Raw genomic sequence first — 18063 nt, 5'->3', positions numbered from 1 at the left:
GTTCGTATCAGCGGTAAGAGCAGTATTTCAAAATGAGCATCAACGACTATGCACAACTTACCAAATATTGATTTCATTTACCTCTCCGAACCGGACATGATTCAGGCGGGCGTTACCAATATGGCAGCCTGCGTTGACACGATGGAAGAAATGTTTTCCCTGATGTACCACGGCGACTACCGGATGGCAGGCCCCAATAACAATTCCCACGGATCTGTGGTGGTATTTCCCGAAGACTCACCTTTTCCGGGCATGCCCAAACCTACCCCCGATCGACGCTTCATGGCGATGCCTGCGTACCTTGGCGGTCAATTTCGGACAGCCGGGATGAAATGGTACGGATCCAACATCGCGAATAGAGAGAAGGGCCTCCCCCGCTCCATCCTTCTGTTCGTACTCAACGATGCCGATACAGGCGCTCCTCTGGCAATCATGTCAGCGAATCTTCTTTCTGCTTATCGAACAGGCGCCGTGCCTGGCGTAGGCGCCCGCCATCTGGCCAAAAAGAATTCGAAGGTGGTTGGCATTCTGGGTCCAGGCGTGATGGCGAAGACCTCACTTTCGGCATTCGTTGCCGAATGTCCTGAGATTGACACAGTTAAAGTCAAGGGACGCGGCCAAAAAAATATCGATGCGTTTACATCGTGGGTTCGTGAGACTTTTCCGCAGATTGTCAACATTCATGTGGTTGACACCAACGAAGCTGTGGTGCGCGACTGTGACATCGTCACATTCTGCAATTCCGGAGCAATTGGTGATGCCTCTGCCTATCCTGTGGTGAAGCGCGAATGGGTAAGCCCTGGTACGTTCCTGTCCATGCCCGCCTTGACGAGTATCGATGAAGGCATGCAGTCACCCGACATTCGCAAGGTTCTGGACAATCCTTCTCTCTACCAGGCATGGCATGAAGAAAATCCCAAGCCAGTGCACAACATCGTGCCAGTAGTGGGCATCCAATTCCTGGATCTGATCGACGAAGGAAAAATGTCACCTGACCAGCTCGAGGATCTGGGCAAGATTGTTGTCGGTGAAGCACCCGGCCGTAAAAACGACGATGAAATCATCATCATGTCGGTCGGCGGTATGCCAGTAGAAGATGTTGCGTGGGGCACTGTGATTTATCGGAACGCATGCGAAAAAGGCATAGGCGTCAAACTTAATCTCTGGGAAACCCCAACGCTAAGTTGAGGCCGCACGGCCACCGCGCCTTCTGAGTCTTCATTGAATATCGGACACTCCACATGAAAGAAGTTATCGACGTTATTAAAGTTAAAACCGGATCCAAGTTTGAGGAGCTGGGTAGCTATTCGCGCCTGATCGCCGTCGGCGATCTGATTTTCGTATCCAATACCGCCGGCCGCAATCCCGCCACAAAGGAAATGCCCGAAGACCCGGCTGAGCAGACCCTTCAAGTCTTGGCCAATATAGAACATGCCCTTTCGGCCGTTGACGCTTCGCTTGGCGATATCGTTGCCGCGCGCGTGTTCATACCGTTTGCGAAGGACATAGATATCGTAATGGCCACCTACGCAGAAAAAATGCGAGGCATTAATCCAACGCTGACGCTGACCAGCCCTCCCCTGGGATCTGAGATATACAAAGTTGAAATTGAAGTCACAGCCTATCGCGGGGTCTCAAAGGCCAATGTCAAAGAAATCACGATTACTCATAACAACACGTGACACTTAGCAGCCTCAGGGCGTAGCGATTCAGTGCACTTCGATAACGTATACAGTATCAAGGATAAGAAACTTGGCCCCCTCTATCTCTCCCGTTCAGACTTCTGTCGTTCTTCCTGCCGCCACGACAGTGGTGGTGATCGGAGGGGGCATTATCGGACTCACTGCGGCATTGTCGCTGGCAGAACGTGGCATACCCGTCACAGTACTTGAAAAGGGCAGAATTGCTGGCGAACAATCCTCGCGAAATCTGGGGTGGATCAGGAAAATGGGACGGGCCAAACTGGACCTCCCTCTTTCAATCGCTGCAGAAAAACTATGGGGCACCATGGCGCAACGGCTCAATGCCGATGTTGGCTACAGACAGACCGGTATTTTGTATACCGCCAGCTCAGCCTCGGAAATGGCTTCACATCAAGAATGGTTGAACTCAGTCGCTGATGCCTCGCTCGACTCACGCCTGGTCACGGCGAGAGAAATCGCTGATCTTTCTCCAGGGTGCACCGTCGATTGGGCAGGCGGAATTTATACAGCCTCTGATGGCCGAGCAGAGCCTACTCTTGCCAGCAGTGCCATCGCACGGGCGGCTATTGCAAAAGGCGTTATCATCGTGGAGAACTGCGCGGTGCGAACGCTATCCATGTCGGCAGGCAGAGTAAGCGGTGTTGTAACCGAGCGTGGTGAAGTGCGTTGCGATAACGTAATCCTTTCCGGCGGCATGTGGTCGAGACGCTTCCTGGCTACCTGCGGTGTTCCCCTCTTGACGTTACCGGTAGTCGCCTCAGTCCTTCGAACGGCTCCTCTGACGATAGAGGGAATGACTGAGGTCGCAGTAGGAACTCCAGATATCTCTTTTCGCAAACACCAGGACGGCGGATACATCATTACGAACCGGGGAGCTTTCATGGTGCCGATCGTACCTGACAGCTTGCTGATCGGACATCACTACTTTTCCACACTGCGTTCCCAATGGAAAAATATGAATCTTTCCCTGGGACGAGAGTTCATGACAGAACTGGCCCTGTCGCGACGTAGTTCTGACCAAGGTGCCTCTGCTTTCGAGCAGAGACGGACAATAGACCCAAGCGTCAATCACGGACTGAATCGGGCTGCATTACGCAATCTCACTGAAGCTTGGCCCGCTTTTAAAAAAGCCACCATAGAGCTCGAATGGGCTGGCATGATCGATGTAACGCCGGACGGCCTACCAGTGATATCCCCCGTGGATAAAATTCCGGGCTTGACGCTTGCTTCCGGATTCTCAGGGCATGGTTTTGGCACCTCTCCAGCAGCCGGACAACTGGTCGCTGATCTCGTCACTGGCGACACCCCCATAGTTAATCCCGCACCGTATCACCTCAAGCGCCAGCACAGCTGATCAAGCCAGGAAATCAGGGGTACCTCAGCAATCAAGAGTCCTATAGAAAGCTAACTATGCAACCTAGAACCGCAAATTTCGGCGCAGACAGAAAAGCCTTCTTAGATCAAAAAGCTATAAAAATATTGTAGGTCACTGACCAAAAAAACTAGCCCACGGTATTGCTTCCCGGCATTCACTAGCATAGATTCGTCAGCATAATAAAAAACTTGATGATGCGAACCGTGCGAGGCACCCATGATGAATTCCCAAACTGAGCTTCAAGATCAACGCTTCAAGTATCTGTATTTGAGCTCCAGATTGGGAACCATGCGCGCGGCGGCCGAAGAGCTGGAGCTCGCCGTCTCCTCCATCAGTCGCCAGATTGCAAAACTGGAGTCCGATCTCGGTATTCAGCTCATACAAGAAGGTACTCACAGGATCTGCCTGACCGCCGCTGGTCAGGCTGCAGTTGATTATTATGTTGAGCGTATGGGGCATCACAATCTACTTTTGAAAAAACTCGGCCAACTCAAAGAAGGATATTTAAATAGAACAAGCATTGCGGTGGGTGAAGGACTACTTAGTACTCAGGCCATAGGTGAGCTTTATCAATTTTTCAAAGCTAACCGACAATCGCACACTGAGCTTTTGATTGCGCCCTCTCACGAAGTTGAGCGAATGGTCGCTGAAGACGAAGCAGACATAGGATTGGTGTTTTCCCCTACCAAGACCGCAAACATCAATAGGCTCCATTCTTTCGATCAACCCATGAGAGCTATTGTCCACCCCGACCACCCGCTGGCGGGCAGATCGATACTCAGTCTTCAAGACCTGGCTGACGAAGATATTGTTCTCCCCCCCTGAGTACCGGATCAGAGGGATTATTGATCAGTTGCGAAGTGAAAGCAGCGCTAACTTCCAGCCTTACATTACTTCAAACTCACTGAAGATCATGTTGGATCTCACGCGCAATGGCATAGCCTCGACAATACTCAGTGACTTCCCCGTCATTGATGAGTTATGCAACGGCACATTAAAAGCTATTCCTATCGATTATCACGCATTGAATGTAACACAAGTACAAATTATTTCGCGCCAGTCCAGAAAGCTGTCCCCTCTTTCGCGTGATTTGGTGCATTACTTGGCAATGGCGATAAACGCACAGATTCGGCGCATTCGTGATTGCAACAGCAGAAATCCCAATAAGATTTTCTTGGTTCGGAAAAATGCCATAGCTACGGCAGTTGACTAGCCTCTTTTTTCTGAGCGATATTTTCCATGATTCTCCATATGATTGATTTAGCGTCTTGAACTACTCGTTCATAATTCTGTGCATCCGGCCAATCCACCATGTAAAGTACCATAATGCCATCGATATGTAACAGCACCTGGGTTGCGACCCGTTTGATGGTCTCACGCGATGCATCAGGGTAAACCCTGGTAAGGATTGTCGAAAATTTTCGCCTATTGACTCTGTACAGTTTACGCTGAAAAAGGCGCGCCTCTACATCCCGGAGTGCCATCCCCCAGAGCTCGACGAAGATAGCTGTAACATCCAGTCGCATGAGATCGCTAAACAAATAATCCAACACAGCACACATCTGTTGTTCGGGACTATTATAGGACTCCATCATTATGAGTTTATAATTTCTCAGATAGTCATTTACGGTATACCTGACCATCTCCAAAAATAGTTGATCTTTGGTCGGAAAAAAATATTGAAGATGACTCAGCGACATATCGACTTTTTTAGCCACGCTTCTCATACTGAATCCAGCATTTCCTGAGTCGAGAAATACCATCCTTGCCTCGACCAAAATAGCTGTACGTTTCTCTTCAGTCTTTTGATTGTTTTTAGCAACCCTCATCGAGAACTTCCTTTTTTACCTAAAAAATTCCAGAAATTATACAACACTCTTAATTCGCCTTAAAGCCTATACTTGCTTGGATTCCATACAGGCCAGATATACCTGGCCGGTTAGATGCACTACTTTTTTACCCGATATCGTCATAGTCTCAGCTTAGTGCAGTCGTGGTCCACGGCCTAGGGCACGATCAGCAAAAACCAATCCGCCCTACACGCAAGTGAGACATTGGACGCACCACCTGGATGATTCGCCTTTGTTGCAGCAAGGGCAACAATAGGTACCTCTGCTGTCATTGTCCAACTCTTGACGGTGCGGGATATTAATTTCCATTATATTCCGCTAGTACGATAGCGGCCCCTGAAACAATAACAATGGGCATTCGATCATGACATTGGCAAATAACTACGAACACCTCAGCGCTGGGGCTAAATCCAGGATCGGCAAACGCACTCAAATCTTCATTAATGGTGAGTTCAGGGACCCGCATTCAGAAAAATACTTTTCTATCGCCGATCCTAGTAACGGTCTTGAATTAGGTCAAATCGCACAGGCAGACCAATTTGACGTCGACCTGGCAGTTGCCGCTGCACGCAAGGCATTTGAAGACAGCGCCTGGTCCAGAATGAGACCCTATCAACGTGAAGCTTTGATGCTGCGGCTAGCTGATTTGATTGCGGAAAATGCTCAGGAGCTTTCTGAACTCGAGACGCTCAGCAGTGGCCGCCTTATTCGAAACACTCGCGCATTCGATGCGGACCTGTCGGTTTATACGCTGCGTTATATGGCGGGGTGGTCCACCAAAATCTCTGGAAAAACCCTGGACTTGTCCGTTCCTTACCTTCCGGATCAAAAATTCTTTGGTTTCACAAAACGATCGCCACTGGGTGTAGTAGCAGCAATTACCCCGTGGAACGTACCGCTTTGCCAAGCGGTCTGGAAATTGGCACCTGTTCTTGCAACGGGGTGCACTGTGGTTCTCAAGCCCGCTGAGCAAACCCCGTTCACTACTTTGCGCCTGGCGGAGCTATGTAATGAAGCTGGTATTCCACCTGGAGTTGTCAATGTCATTACCGGCCTAGGTCATGAAGTGGGTGCGGCGCTTGTTGAGCACCCTGGCGTGGACAAGATAAGTTTTACAGGCTCGACTGAGACAGGGAAGCGAATCGCCGCAATAGCAGCGCCCCTGATGAAAAAATACACGCTTGAACTCGGCGGTAAGTCACCGGTCGTCATCGCCGAAGATGCCGATCTGAACATCGCTATTCCCGGCGCTGCCTGGGCTATTTTCGGCAATCATGGTCAAAACTGCTGCGCAGGTTCTCGGCTGTACGTCCACGAACGCCACTACGCCGAAGTCACTGCGGGAGTCGCTGAAATCGCACGGACCATCAAAATTGGCCCGGGTCTGGATTTAAGTTCGCAGATGGGCCCACTCGTTCATCACGCCCACCGCGACAAGGTGATGAGCATGATCCACCAGGGCCTTGAGTCCGGTGCAGAATTACTGTGTGGGGGCGAAACGATCAACAGCCCTGGTGCTTATATTCAGCCTACCATTTTGACCGACCTTACAAACAACAGCATCACATCCCAAAAGGAGATTTTTGGGCCGGTGCTAACAGCCTTTTCCTTCAAGGACGACCGTGAGGTTATCCAGCGCGCCAATGCGACCTCATTTGGTTTGGGGGCCAGTATCTGGACCAAAAACGTTGATCGGATCACGACCTTCTTCGGCGGCGTGAAGGCAGGCACTATCTGGATCAATAACCACAATGTGCTGGATCTCAGTCTCCCCTTCGGCGGCATGAAGGATTCAGGCGCAGGTCATGAATTGGGTGAAGAAGGCTTACTCGCCCACACGTCACTCAAGGCCGGTGTTATGCGTGTTTTTGATCAGGCTGAATGAAGATTGGCGAGCTTTTTAAACCATCAATATGAATTGTCTTCCCGCGTGCGTACAGGTATTACCCGATGAATGAACTCCTAAACGTAGTCGTGCTTAAACGAGTGCTGCAAGGTGATGATGTGGTCGTCATCGAGCTGGCGCGGGCAGACCGCGGCAATTTACCGACCTTTGAAGCCGGTGCCCATATTGATGTGCACCTACCCTCAAATGTGATCCGCCAATATTCGTTGTGCGGTGATCCCGCTGACGCAGGCATTTATCGCCTTGGGGTATTGAGAGATCCTCAATCCAGGGGTGGGTCCATTGCAGTCCATCAGGAATTGCTTGAAGGCGTAAAGGTAAGCATAAGCCTGCCTCGTAACCATTTCCCGCTGGACTTGAATGCCGAATGTTCAATCCTGCTCGGAGGGGGTATTGGCATCACACCGATGCTGGCCATGGCCTATGCGCTTGAAGCCAGGGGCAAGGCATTCGAAATGCATTATTGCGCACGCTCACGTAGCCGAAGTGCGTTTCTTGAAGAGTTGCAGCTCTCCGGATTTTCCCAAGCCGTCCAGCTGCACTTCGACGATGAACCTGAAAGCAAACTGGACCTCAAACGCGTATTAGGAGGCCGCCAGGAGACGGCTCACATCTATACATGTGGACCGGGAGGTTTTATGAAGTGGGTTATCAATAATGCTCTCGAACTCGGCTACCCTGATGCACACATTCACCGCGAATACTTTCAGGCCGACATTGATACCAATGGGTCTGGTTTTGAGGTTGTGGCGGCGCGCAGCGGTAAAACCGTCAATGTCATGACCGGGCAGACCATTTATCAAGCACTGGCTGAAGTAGGTATTGATATCGAAATATCCTGCGAGCAGGGTGTTTGTGGCACATGCCTCTGTGATGTTTTAGAGGGTGAACCAGACCATCGCGATGTGTATCTCACTGCTGATGAAAAAGCGGCGAACGATACGATATTAGTATGCTGTTCACGATCAAAATCTCCACGATTGGTGCTGGACATATAACGTCAAAAGCGGTGCATCGCTGGCGTCATTTGTCTTGGGCGTCCTCAGCAATGTAATGACACACAGGCTCTGGCGCAGGGCTTATCATGCGTTGCCGCTCAAGCAAACCCATTGAGCCCACCGGGATTTTTTCGTGCCGTATCGGCGGTTCAAATCCCTCTGTCTTACACATGACTACTGCTTTGCGCCGATTAGTGTTGGCGCTATCCATTCGGCAGTTTCAATCCAGCGCTGCCTGACAAAGTGCAGCTGAGAATTTTATGCTTAAGAATAACCTTCAGGGCTTATGGAAATATCGAGTGCCGTTGTTGGGCATATTCAGCATCGCGACAGCTCTTGTGCTGGCTTTCGCCTGGACAGGAGGATTCTTAGGCACCGGCGTTACCACAAAAGAGTTTCTGGGTGATTCCCTGGATAATTTTCCCCCAGGCTATCGACGGGCCCACGGTAAGGGTATGTGTTTCAGTGGGACTTTTCATGCGAGCGGCGCGGCCGTCCCTCTGTCGACCTCACGTATTTTTCTACCGGCCAACATTCCCGCTGTCGGGCGTTTTTCAATCGGCACCGTGGACCCGCATGCGGCGGACAATTCGACAGCGACCGTCAGCATGGCACTCATGCTGGTAGGCGACGATAAGTCACAGTGGCGAATGAAGCTCAACAACGAACCCTACTTCGCGACTCGGGATGCAGAGGGTTTCCTGGCGCAGGTCGAAGCCTTTGAACCGGTGGCTGCCACTGGACAACCAGCCCCGGACAAGGTGGCCGCGTTTTTTCAAAAATATCCAGAGGCTCGCAAGTCTGTAGAGCGAGAGGCGAATGCGACTTGGCCGGCCAGTTTTGCAGGAACCGAATATAATTCCATCAACGCCTTCGTACTCATTGCAGCGGATGGAAAACGTCAACCTGTGCGCTGGTCCATGCGCCCTCGTGCGGCTGTAGAGATGTTGAGCAAAGAGGCTCATGCGCAAGCCAGTCATGACTTCCTGTTTGATGAAATAACTCAGCGTGTGGGTGTAGCACCCTTGTATTGGGATCTGGTATTCCAACTGGCCGAGGCAGGAGATCCGGTGAACGACCCTTCTCAACCATGGCCGAGCAACCGCAAGGAGGTAATCGCTGGGACGTTAGAGGTCAACCAGGTGGTAGAGCAAACTCATGGGGCATGTCGTGACATTAACTTTGACCCTACGCTTGTACCTTCAGGAATAGCACTTTCAGACGATCCGGTGCTTGCAGCCCGTGCGGGTATTTACTCCCAGTCCTATAACGCCAGATTACGAGAAATCGGTTTTGGTAAAGCCGCTGACGCGGTTGGCAAAAAGGAAATCAAATAATGCATACCCAGCAGAAGCACAGCGGTGTGCAAAATTTCAACTTCGCGGCACGGCTTCTCCATTGGCTCATGGCTGCCCTTATCCTGGCTATGCTATTTATAGGCGTAGGCATGATGTCTTCTCTGAGCCTGCGTCCCTGGCTCATTGATCTTCATAGGCCTCTGGGAATCGCCATTCTTCTTTTGGCTATCCTGCGCCTAGGCAATCGGCTTTTAAGCGCCACGCCGCCATTGCCTGCCAGCGTACCGTACTGGCAGGCAATGGCGGCGCATGTTTCGCATCTATTGCTCTACATGCTGATGCTCTGCCTGCCACTGCTCGGTTGGGCGACGCTCTCTGCCGGAAATTGGCCTGTCACCATGTTCGCGGGCTGGAATCTTCCACCAATTGCTCCAGTCAGCTCCGCGCTTTACGCTTGGTTTCGGGCCGCACATGGGTTATTCGCCTGGGTTCTGTTTCTGCTTGTATTAGGACATCTTTGCGCAGCGCTGATACATGCCTGGATACACCGCGACGGCGTCTTCTCCAGCATCACGCGTAAGGCTCCTGGTAAATAAATGACGCACATCAACATGGCCACGATCGATCTGAATCTTCTCAGGACTTTTGTGGCTATTTGGGAACACCGCAGCCTGACAATCGCCGCTGAACGCCTACACCTCAGCCAGCCCGCCGTCAGTCACGCACTGCGCCGACTACGTGATGTTTTTGACGATCCGCTGTTCGTACGAACAGCAACGTCAATGGAGCCGACTGACGCAGCTATTCGCCTGCACGGACCCATCGAACATGCGCTAATTATTATTCAAAGCGCATTAATGATGTTTTCGAACTTTGAACCTAAAACAGCGGATCGTACTTTTCGCATCTCCATGTCGGATATGTCGCAACTTTATGTGCTACCGACGGTGATGGAAGTGCTAGCGCGCGAGGCGCCGAAAGTACGCCTGGATGTGCGTCAAATGCCTATAGAGCAACTGGCTATGGCATTGCGCAAAGGTGATGTAGATATCGCGATAGGCTATCTGGTAGAACTTGGTGAAGAGTGCATCCACGAAAACCTGCTAGACGACGAATTCATTTGTCTGTTGCGCGACGGCCATCCTTTTCAGGAGGATGAATTGAGCGTTCAGGACATACTCGCCCTGCGCTATGTTGACGTTTCGAGCAATATTACCGGCCATGGCCTAACCGCCGATGCAGCATTTGGAAAGGCCGGCATTGCGCGCGAAATCGCTCTGAAAGTGCCTAACTTCACGATTGCCCCGAAAATCGTTGCCAACACTGACCTGGCATTGATTCTGCCACGTGCCATTGCCATGCAGCTAAACCGCGACCAGCGCTATCGACTGCTGAGCCTACCTATCGAATTGCCAGCCATCTCGGTGGGACTTTATTGCCATAGCCGTTTCCTATCGGATGCCGGGATAACCTGGCTGCGCGGGTTAATCATTAGTCTGTTTGCCTCCGGCAGCCATACTGGAGTTCATATCAAATGATGCGTGCGAGCATTCTTTATAAACCCTGTCACCCACGAATGGGGAACTGCAATTATTCAGGATGCCGACGTCTGTACGTTGACGGCTGCAGCCCGCCCTAGACGGTGAAAGTTTCTCCCAAAGTAAATCAGACTCTCGCCCTCTTCACGGACCTGAATTTGGTTAATTTCGACAAATAATACCGAGTGCGATCCGACTTCCTTGATATCTACTATGTTTCCTTCGAGGCTTGCTAGGGCGTCGTTCAACACCGGCAGGCCCGAGGAGCCTGTCCGCCAATCCTGGCCGGTAAAACGTTCAGCAGGCGGCAGGTCGGTCATACCAGCAAACTGTCGCGCAACACCCTCCAGATCACCGGTCAGTATATTTACGCACAACGCCCTGTTGCCCAGCAACGCCTCATGAATTGAACTGTTACGGTTGATGCAAACCAATAATGTTGGGGGCGTATCAGTGACCGAACAGACCGCACTCGCAGTTAATCCGAAGCGACCATGGGGTCCATCGGTAGTAATGATATTCACCGCCGCAGACAACAATGACAGCGCTTGCCGAAAATGTTGTTTTGATTGATCGCTAACCATAACCTTCACCTTGTAATTATTGACTGGGTGAATCCATGTTGAGACGGATTGTTCATCCGGTCAAATTCGCTTTACTCATACGCACTATTGACAGCAGGAATAGCCATCGCCCTTAAACGCCCTCCCCTTTAGAGGCGCATGGCACGACAGTTAATTCCCACAGATTATTTAGCTTATTCATATTCCGAATTTGATTTTTTCTTATCAGCCCACGCATTCTGAACGTGTATGCAATCACCCTAGCCAGAGAACAATAAACATGAACAGCAAAAACAATTTCGATGATCGTGATACACGTAAAGGCGCTCCAATCAGCATCAAGGCGATTTCCCTGGATGATGTGATTGCGGAGATTGCCGAGCGTCGCAGCGAGTTTAACCAACGCTCCCATGTCCCTTTAGACATGATCGAAAAAATGAAAGCAGTGGGTATCTTCCGCGCCAGTACTCCCAAATGTTTCGGTGGCGATGCGCTGCCTCCAGCCGAGTTCCTGCGCATCGTAGAGCGGGTTTCCGAAGCTGACGGGTCGGTCGGTTGGGTGACCGCGTTCGGCTCAGCCAACATCTACCTGGCGGCACTCCCCCCGGCAACCCAAGCGTTGATTTATGCCAACGGGCCAGACCAGGTCTATGCTGGCGGCCTTTACCCTCTACAACCCGCCAAAGAGACTGAAAATGGCTGGGAAGTCAGCGGGCACTGGCGGTTTGCTAGTGGGTGCAAAGGTGCCAACTGGATTGGTGTAGGCATCGGTGGCACAACGGCCAACGGTGGAGGACCGACAGCAGGCAAACCGCTGACCGCAGTGTTCCCGGCAGGCGAAGTGCAGATCGTCGACAACTGGAATGTTGTCGGAATGCAAGGGACGGGTAGCCATGACCTCAAATTGCACAAAAAGACCGTCGAACGCGAGTGGACTTTCGTGCGTGGTAGCGCTTCCACCATTGACGAACCCCTCTATCACTACCCATCCGTTTCCTACCAGGCGCAGGTCCATGCCGCCGTTAACCTTGGGCTGGCACGCGCAGCACTGGACTTGGTAATCGCAATGTCGGGCAGCACCAAGACTGTCACCGGTGCCCCGCGCTTGGGTGATCGCGCTTATTACCGCAGCGAACTGGGTAAGGCAGAGGCGATGCTGCGCAGTGCCCAGGCGTTTTTCTACGAATCCGCCGAAGCTATATGGGCCTCGCTTTTGGCCGGTAATCCGGTGACCCTGCAGCAGACAAACTTATTACGCCTCAGCGCCACCCATGCAGCTCATACCGGAGCGGACGTAGTCATGAAGGCTTATCGACTGGCTGGGACTGCAGCCATCTTCAATGACAATCGTCTGCAATGGATCGTACGCGACTCCATGGTAGTAACACAGCATGCTTTCCTCGGCGAAGCGACTTATGACGGCGCCGGCGCGGTGTTCGCTGGCATCGAACCGAACATGCCCTATCCTTGAGCGCTAATCGGCACAACTGCTTCTGCCAAGCAGCCTCTGCCTCATAAGCTGATTCTGTACGAGAAGTACTTAATGCTTAGTTAGCGTGTATCTATCAAATGAACGAAGAGCGCATCCAGGTCGTTTGGGGTGGAAATTCTCGTAATCGAGTTGCATCGCGCCAGCGTCGCTCCTGTATGAAAGTCGTTGAGTGAGCGCTCTCTGTTTTATCAACGTCACACGCCTTTTACCGCTCAAGAGTGTCATCAGGTGACCGATAAAGGTCTATGCGCTGGACCATCCGCCGCAGCTCGCGTGGAGCACACTCCACGCTTTAGGAAAACCATGACAATAAGAACAATGAATATTGCTCCGCGCGCATTTCTCGGGTTTTCACTGATTGGCGCGCTCATGTTGATTCTCGGCCTCTTCGCCCTGTCGCAGATGAGCAAGATCCGTGCAGCAGGCGATGACGTCGCGATAAATGGCGTCCCTAGCTTCCAGAACCTGAATGCCCTCACAGTGGCGAGCCTGCACTTGCGAGTGTTGTCGTATCGACTGTTGACCGATCGCGAACCGGAAGCCCAGAGCAGGACCCTCGAATTATTTGCGGATCAAAATCAGCAGCTTAACCAGTTACAGACTGCATACGCCAAGCTGATTTCATCGCCCAAAGAGCAGTCCGACTTCAATGACTATGTGCGGTTGGTGGCTGAGTATCGGAAGATCGAGGCGCGTCTTGTCAGCCTCAGCCGAGCCGGCAATCTGGAGGATTTGACGCGCCTGCTGACCTCCGAGTCTGCGGCCAACTCTGAACAGACAAACGTGGCGCTGGGCAAGCTTACTGACTTCAATAACGCCCAGCTGGCTATCATCAATCAATCCGCTGCTGACGATTACAGCTCTGCCTTCGACCTGGTGGTCGGCCTCCTAATTATTGCCTCGCTGCTGACCGTGCTGTTTGCCTGGCTGCTGACCAAGAGCATCACCCAACCGATAGCATTGGCACTTGAAGCGGCTGAAACCATCGCCGAAGGTAATCTGACCCGACCAATAAAGGTTGATGGCACTGACGAAGCGGGCCGGTTGCTGCTAGCCATGCAAAAAATGCAGGAGAAACTGCGCGATACCTTGATGCGTATTTCCGGATCCGCAACACAACTGGCTTCCGCTGCCGAGGAACTGAACGCAGTTACCGATGAAAGCGCCCGTGGCCTTGCGCAGCAGGACAACGAAATAGAACAAGCCGCGACTGCAGTCAACGAAATGACCAGCGCCGTCGAAGAAGTGGCGCGTAACGCAGTGAGCACTTCAGAGGCGTCAAAAAACGCGACGGCGTCAGCAGGCGATGGCCGGGATCTGGTTCACGAAACCGTCAACGCTATCGAACGCATGAGCGGGGATGTGCAAAGCACCGCCGATCTGATTGGTAATCTTGCGGAAGAGTCCCGCGACATCGGCAAGGTTCTGGACGTGATTCGTGGCTTGGCGGATCAGACCAACCTGCTGGCGCTGAACGCAGCTATCGAAGCGGCCCGGGCCGGTGAAGCCGGTCGCGGCTTTGCGGTTGTCGCCGATGAAGTACGCGCCTTGGCCCATCGCACCCAACAGTCCACCAGCGAAATTGAACGCATGGTTGGCAGCATTCAAGGCGGCACCCAAAAAGCGGTCAGTTCAATGCGTAACAGCACTGACCGTGCTGAATCTACCCTGAACATCGCGAAAGGCGCAGGCTTGGCGCTGGAGACCATCAACACCGCAGTGATCGAGATCAACGAGCGTAACCTGGTCATCGCCGCCGCTGCGGAAGAACAGGCTGCAGTCGCCCGTGAAGTGGACCGCAACTTGGTCAACATCCGGGACTTGTCGACGCAATCTTCCAACGGCGCCGCCCAGACCAGCGCCGCCAGCGGCGAGTTGACCCGCCTGGCGGTTGACCTGAACAGCATGGTGTCGAGGTTTCGCTTGTAAGAGGTATCGGAGGCCATCTGTTGGAGCGAGGCTTGCCCGCGCGTGCGATGAAGAGGTCTGCCTGATATACCAAGGAGCCTAGTTCTCAGGCAAGTCTGGCTCTCACAGAGCTCAATTTGAACCCTGATCCCGCCCACAAAGTTACGGCCATTGGCGCTAAGTGTCCCATTGGCGTGTGGGCCAACCGTGGCGCTGGATAACGGCGCCAGATGGTCCTCTGTGTTGCCTCCAAATTGCCCCGACTACAAGGAGATGGCCACCCTCTCCGCTCCCATCGCTGGTGGGGAAGGTGCCAGCGTTTGCCGATACATCCAGCGCGCCAGGCTCGAACGCAGCGTGATCGATTTGGCCAACCCGTTTCTGCGCACTGAGTCGCTTACCTCGATCGCTTAAAAATGATGTTTCACAGATTCCGCTCATTTCAGCCGCTTCTTGAAAAAAACACTTTGAACTGAAGCCTAAAACACTTTCGTGCGCATGCTTTGCGCGGAGCGCTGGCAGGTGCTGCCTGGCCACTAAGAAAATAACGGCTTGACCTTGCCTCTCGGTTCTCGTTAACTTCACGCCACTTTCCTACCTTCCGGTAGGAAGCTCATCATGAGTTTGTTATGGAAAAGAGTCATTTCGGCAATCCTTCACTGAAGTTTGCCATTGCCTTGGGCGCCATCGCCGCACTGGGGCCCTCAGCCGTCGATATGTATTTGCCAAGCCTGCCCGAAATGGCGGTTGATTATTCGACCAGTGTTGCCAGCATTCAGCTGACGCTCACGGTCTTTTTGTTGGCAATGGGGCTTGGGCAATTGCTGTTCGGGCCAGTAGTCGACGCCTTGGGCCGTCGACGTCCACTGATAGCAGGCCTGTTGCTGTTCAGTTTGAGTGCGCTGGCTGCAGGAGCGGCACCAACCCTTGAGTGGCTACTCGTGGCACGATTTGCCCAAGGGATAGGCAGTGCTTTGACGTTGGTAGTCATCATGAGCATGGTGCGTGACGTCACTCAGGGCGTTCAGGCAGCAAAACTTTTTGGCCTGCTGCTGACGATTCAAGGTGTTGCTCCCATCATCGCCCCGGGGTTGGGTGGTTACATTGAGGCGCATTTCGGATGGCGGGCCGTCATGCTGGTACTGGCTGTCCTCGGTGCGCTGGTGGCGGTGAATTCGATGGCTGTTTTGCCTGAAACACTACCCATGCAAAAGCGCGAGCCATTGAATATGGGACTGGCGATACGCACGTATGCGCGCATCGCAAAAGACACTCGTTTTCTAAGGCCCACCTTAGCGCTGTCAGCCGTGTTCTTCTTTCTCTTTGCCTATGTAGGCGGCGCTACATTTGTTTATCAGAAGGAATACGGGTTGCCTGCTGCCCAGTTTGGTACGCTGTTTGGCGCAACTGGCATAGCGATTCTTATCGGGGCCGTCGTGGCTACCAGACTGGTGGGCAAGTACGGTTTGGCCCGCATTGCAACAGCTGGGGCTTTTTGCATCTTTGCAGGGTCTGTGATCGCCTACGGCGCAGCAGTATCGGGTTATGGTTTGTACTGGCTGGCCGCCGGTGTCGCGATAGCACTGCTTGGATTGGGGATGGCAGAAACTACATTGATGACCCTGGTGATGTCTTCGCAAACCACTGCGCTGGGCTCAACGGCTGCATTGCTGGGCGCTTTTCAGCTTGGCATCTCGGCCTTCGCCACACCGTTGACCGGTTGGGCGAGCAGCCATGGCGCTACTGCCTGGTGCTCATTCCTGATTGTCTGCGCCGTTTTGGTGGGCGCGCTGACCTGGGTCAGTGTGTGCCAGGGTAGGACCGAGCACATCACTGCGTTGACTCACTGATTAAAGGACATCTTGATGAAAGTGCTGAGCCCGTCGGCAGGCAGAATCTGTGACATCGCCTTGGTGCACTTCGCTGAGCGTGGATACGACGCCTCGTCGCTCAACGACATTGCTGTCATGGCCGGAATGCGCAAGCCTTCGTTATACGCGCACTTCAAAAGCAAGGATGATCTGTTCGACGCCGTCCTGAGTCTGGCGTTGGTGACGGAGATGCACTATATCGAAGAGATGTTTGCAAACGTGCCGGCAAATAACGACCAGCCCGGCAAGCTGTACACGGAAAGTCTTTCAAACCGCTACGAGTCTTCCGCTGCTCTGCGTTTCCTGCTGCGCACGGCATTTTTTCCGCCTTCGGAGCTGAAGGCAACGGTTGCGAGTGGCTTTGAAGCCTATCTTGATCGCCTGCGTGAACACTTTGGCGTAAGCCTTGAGAACAGGTATCCAGCCCTGTCGGCGAACGAGGTTTCGATATTTCAGGATGCTTATATAGCTGTGATCGACAGCCTTCATGTCGAGTTGATTTACTGTAGTGAAGGCACCTACTGTCGGCGTCTTGCCGCTTTGTGGCGCATTCTTGGTGATTCGCTGTCTCTGGCTGTGGGGAACGTGGCACATGGGTAGCTCATCCATGCAAACGGTGCAAAACGTAGCGAGCGAGTCGCTTACAAAGCGCACTAACATAGACTTCACATTTTAAAGCACGACAATTAATTCCATGGAGATCACAGAATGAAGCTCTACTACAAGCCTGGCGCCTGCTCCCTTTCGCCACACATCGTTGCAAACGAACTTGGCCTCAATGTCGAATTCATCAAGGTCGACCTCAAAGATCATGTAACAGAAGAGGGGAAGAACTTTTACAAGGTCAACCCGCACGGCTACATTCCTGCGCTTGAGCTTGATAATGGTGAAATGCTCTTGGAGGGAGTTGTAATCATTCAATATCTTGCGGACCAGCACCCAGAAATAGGCCTTGCTCCAGCCAACGGAACGTTTGAAAGATACAAGCTTCAGGAAATGCTCGCCTTCCTCTCAACGGAAATCCATAAGGGCTTTATTCCGCTCTTTTATGCTGCTCCGGCAGGAGATTACATCGAGATTGCAAGACCCAAATTGGAGAAACGCTACGCTTGGATTAATCAGCATCTCTCAGACAAACAGTTTCTTATGGGTGACAAATTCACGGTCGCTGACACCTACCTGTTTGCGGTGACTGGATGGGCTAAGGCGTCCTGGCTTAAGTCCTACGAGGATACGCCACTTCATCTTGACAGTCTTCATCACCTGCAGGCTTGGTACGAGCGTGTGAAGAGCCGTGAAGCCGTGCAACAGTCCATACTCGAGGAAGGTCTCGACTTGAACTAGCGTCTTGATACCCGTTGCCAACGGGTAGCCCACTGCAGACAATCGCCGCCCGCAAACACCGAGCTTGTCCAGGTTGGCTACAGGCGTCCAGTGGATTGACGTTTCATAGCAGCGTATGCGTCCGGCCAAGTCATCTACCATTGCCGGGAGTTGATCGGTATCCAGCTCCATTTCGCTGGATGGGCACACTCCTGAATGACCTGGGCTTTGAAGGAGT

15 protein-coding genes and 3 pseudogenes are annotated in these 18063 nt (G+C 52.5%); 16 read left to right on the top strand and 2 right to left on the bottom strand.

Features of this window, described 5'->3' with window-relative positions:
* Positions 1 to 48 precede the first annotated feature (48 nt).
* From AB4O05_RS18510 to AB4O05_RS18495, 4 genes and pseudogenes are all read left to right on the top strand, one after another.
* Positions 49 to 1188 carry a tyramine oxidase subunit B gene (locus tag AB4O05_RS18510; protein WP_460136110.1) on the top strand — a complete coding sequence of 380 codons (1140 nt, stop codon included), beginning with the start codon at positions 49 to 51 and terminating at the stop codon, positions 1186 to 1188.
* 53 nt (positions 1189 to 1241) lie between these two features.
* On the top strand, positions 1242 to 1682 hold the full coding sequence (locus tag AB4O05_RS18505; protein WP_003232737.1) for a Rid family hydrolase: 441 nt from the start codon (positions 1242 to 1244) through the stop codon (positions 1680 to 1682).
* Positions 1683 to 1752: 70 nt separating this feature from the next.
* Entirely contained in the window at positions 1753 to 3057 is a 1305-nt protein-coding gene (locus tag AB4O05_RS18500; protein WP_460136112.1) for an NAD(P)/FAD-dependent oxidoreductase, read from the top strand.
* Between the two features lie 237 nt (positions 3058 to 3294).
* Positions 3295 to 4291: pseudogene (locus tag AB4O05_RS18495) on the top strand (LysR family transcriptional regulator).
* Here the strand turns inward: AB4O05_RS18495 and AB4O05_RS18490 are convergent.
* Positions 4275 to 4907, bottom strand: coding sequence for a TetR/AcrR family transcriptional regulator (locus AB4O05_RS18490; RefSeq protein WP_460136115.1), 633 nt, complete (start codon positions 4905 to 4907; stop codon positions 4275 to 4277). The pseudogene AB4O05_RS18495 and the gene AB4O05_RS18490 overlap by 17 nt on opposite strands.
* Before the next feature lie 385 nt (positions 4908 to 5292).
* Between AB4O05_RS18490 and AB4O05_RS18485 the strand changes: the two genes are divergently transcribed.
* From AB4O05_RS18485 to AB4O05_RS18465, 5 genes are all read left to right on the top strand, one after another.
* On the top strand, positions 5293 to 6813 hold the full coding sequence (locus AB4O05_RS18485) for an aldehyde dehydrogenase family protein (RefSeq protein WP_460136117.1): 1521 nt from the start codon (positions 5293 to 5295) through the stop codon (positions 6811 to 6813).
* 65 nt (positions 6814 to 6878) lie between these two features.
* Positions 6879 to 7832, top strand: coding sequence for a PDR/VanB family oxidoreductase (locus AB4O05_RS18480; RefSeq protein WP_460136118.1), 954 nt, complete (start codon positions 6879 to 6881; stop codon positions 7830 to 7832).
* 260 nt (positions 7833 to 8092) lie between these two features.
* On the top strand, positions 8093 to 9169 hold the full coding sequence (locus AB4O05_RS18475; protein WP_460136119.1) for a catalase family peroxidase: 1077 nt from the start codon (positions 8093 to 8095) through the stop codon (positions 9167 to 9169).
* Positions 9169 to 9726 carry a cytochrome b gene (locus tag AB4O05_RS18470; RefSeq protein ID WP_460136120.1) on the top strand — a complete coding sequence of 186 codons (558 nt, stop codon included), beginning with the start codon at positions 9169 to 9171 and terminating at the stop codon, positions 9724 to 9726. Before AB4O05_RS18475 ends, AB4O05_RS18470 begins: the two co-directional genes overlap by 1 nt.
* Positions 9727 to 10668, top strand: a complete 942-nt coding sequence (locus AB4O05_RS18465; RefSeq protein WP_460136122.1) for a LysR family transcriptional regulator — start codon at positions 9727 to 9729, stop codon at positions 10666 to 10668. It begins immediately after the preceding gene.
* A gap of 56 nt (positions 10669 to 10724) precedes the next feature.
* Here AB4O05_RS18465 and AB4O05_RS18460 read toward each other — a convergent pair whose 3' ends face one another.
* Positions 10725 to 11252, bottom strand: a complete 528-nt coding sequence (locus tag AB4O05_RS18460) for a flavin reductase (protein ID WP_460136124.1) — start codon at positions 11250 to 11252, stop codon at positions 10725 to 10727.
* 259 nt (positions 11253 to 11511) lie between these two features.
* On the opposite strand from AB4O05_RS18460, the gene AB4O05_RS18455 reads away from it, so the two are divergent.
* The 7 genes and pseudogenes from AB4O05_RS18455 to gstA all read left to right on the top strand — a co-directional run bounded on the left by AB4O05_RS18455 (position 11512) and on the right by gstA (position 17846).
* The gene (locus tag AB4O05_RS18455) at positions 11512 to 12702 is read left to right on the top strand and encodes an acyl-CoA dehydrogenase family protein (RefSeq protein ID WP_460136125.1); all 1191 of its coding nucleotides are present in this window, start codon (positions 11512 to 11514) and stop codon (positions 12700 to 12702) included.
* 324 nt (positions 12703 to 13026) lie between these two features.
* Positions 13027 to 13797: pseudogene (locus AB4O05_RS18450) on the top strand (MCP four helix bundle domain-containing protein); the annotation flags it as partial.
* Positions 13780 to 14652, top strand: a complete 873-nt coding sequence (locus tag AB4O05_RS18445) for a methyl-accepting chemotaxis protein (protein WP_459077111.1) — start codon at positions 13780 to 13782, stop codon at positions 14650 to 14652. The pseudogene AB4O05_RS18450 and the gene AB4O05_RS18445, both read left to right, overlap by 18 nt.
* Positions 14653 to 14946: 294 nt before the next feature.
* Positions 14947 to 15187: pseudogene (locus AB4O05_RS18440) on the top strand (hypothetical protein); the annotation flags it as partial.
* A gap of 73 nt (positions 15188 to 15260) precedes the next feature.
* Entirely contained in the window at positions 15261 to 16481 is a 1221-nt protein-coding gene (locus AB4O05_RS18435) for a multidrug effflux MFS transporter (RefSeq protein WP_460136127.1), read from the top strand.
* 15 nt (positions 16482 to 16496) lie between these two features.
* The gene (locus AB4O05_RS18430; RefSeq protein ID WP_460136128.1) at positions 16497 to 17102 is read left to right on the top strand and encodes a TetR/AcrR family transcriptional regulator; all 606 of its coding nucleotides are present in this window, start codon (positions 16497 to 16499) and stop codon (positions 17100 to 17102) included.
* Positions 17103 to 17210: 108 nt separating this feature from the next.
* On the top strand, positions 17211 to 17846 hold the full coding sequence (gstA, locus tag AB4O05_RS18425) for a glutathione transferase GstA (RefSeq protein ID WP_460136129.1): 636 nt from the start codon (positions 17211 to 17213) through the stop codon (positions 17844 to 17846).
* Positions 17847 to 18063 lie beyond the last annotated feature (217 nt).

The sequence above is a fragment of the Pseudomonas sp. S1_G07 genome (assembly GCF_054668565.1).
Note: the sequence above shows the minus strand (reverse complement) of the source record. Positions and strands in the feature narration are given on the sequence as shown.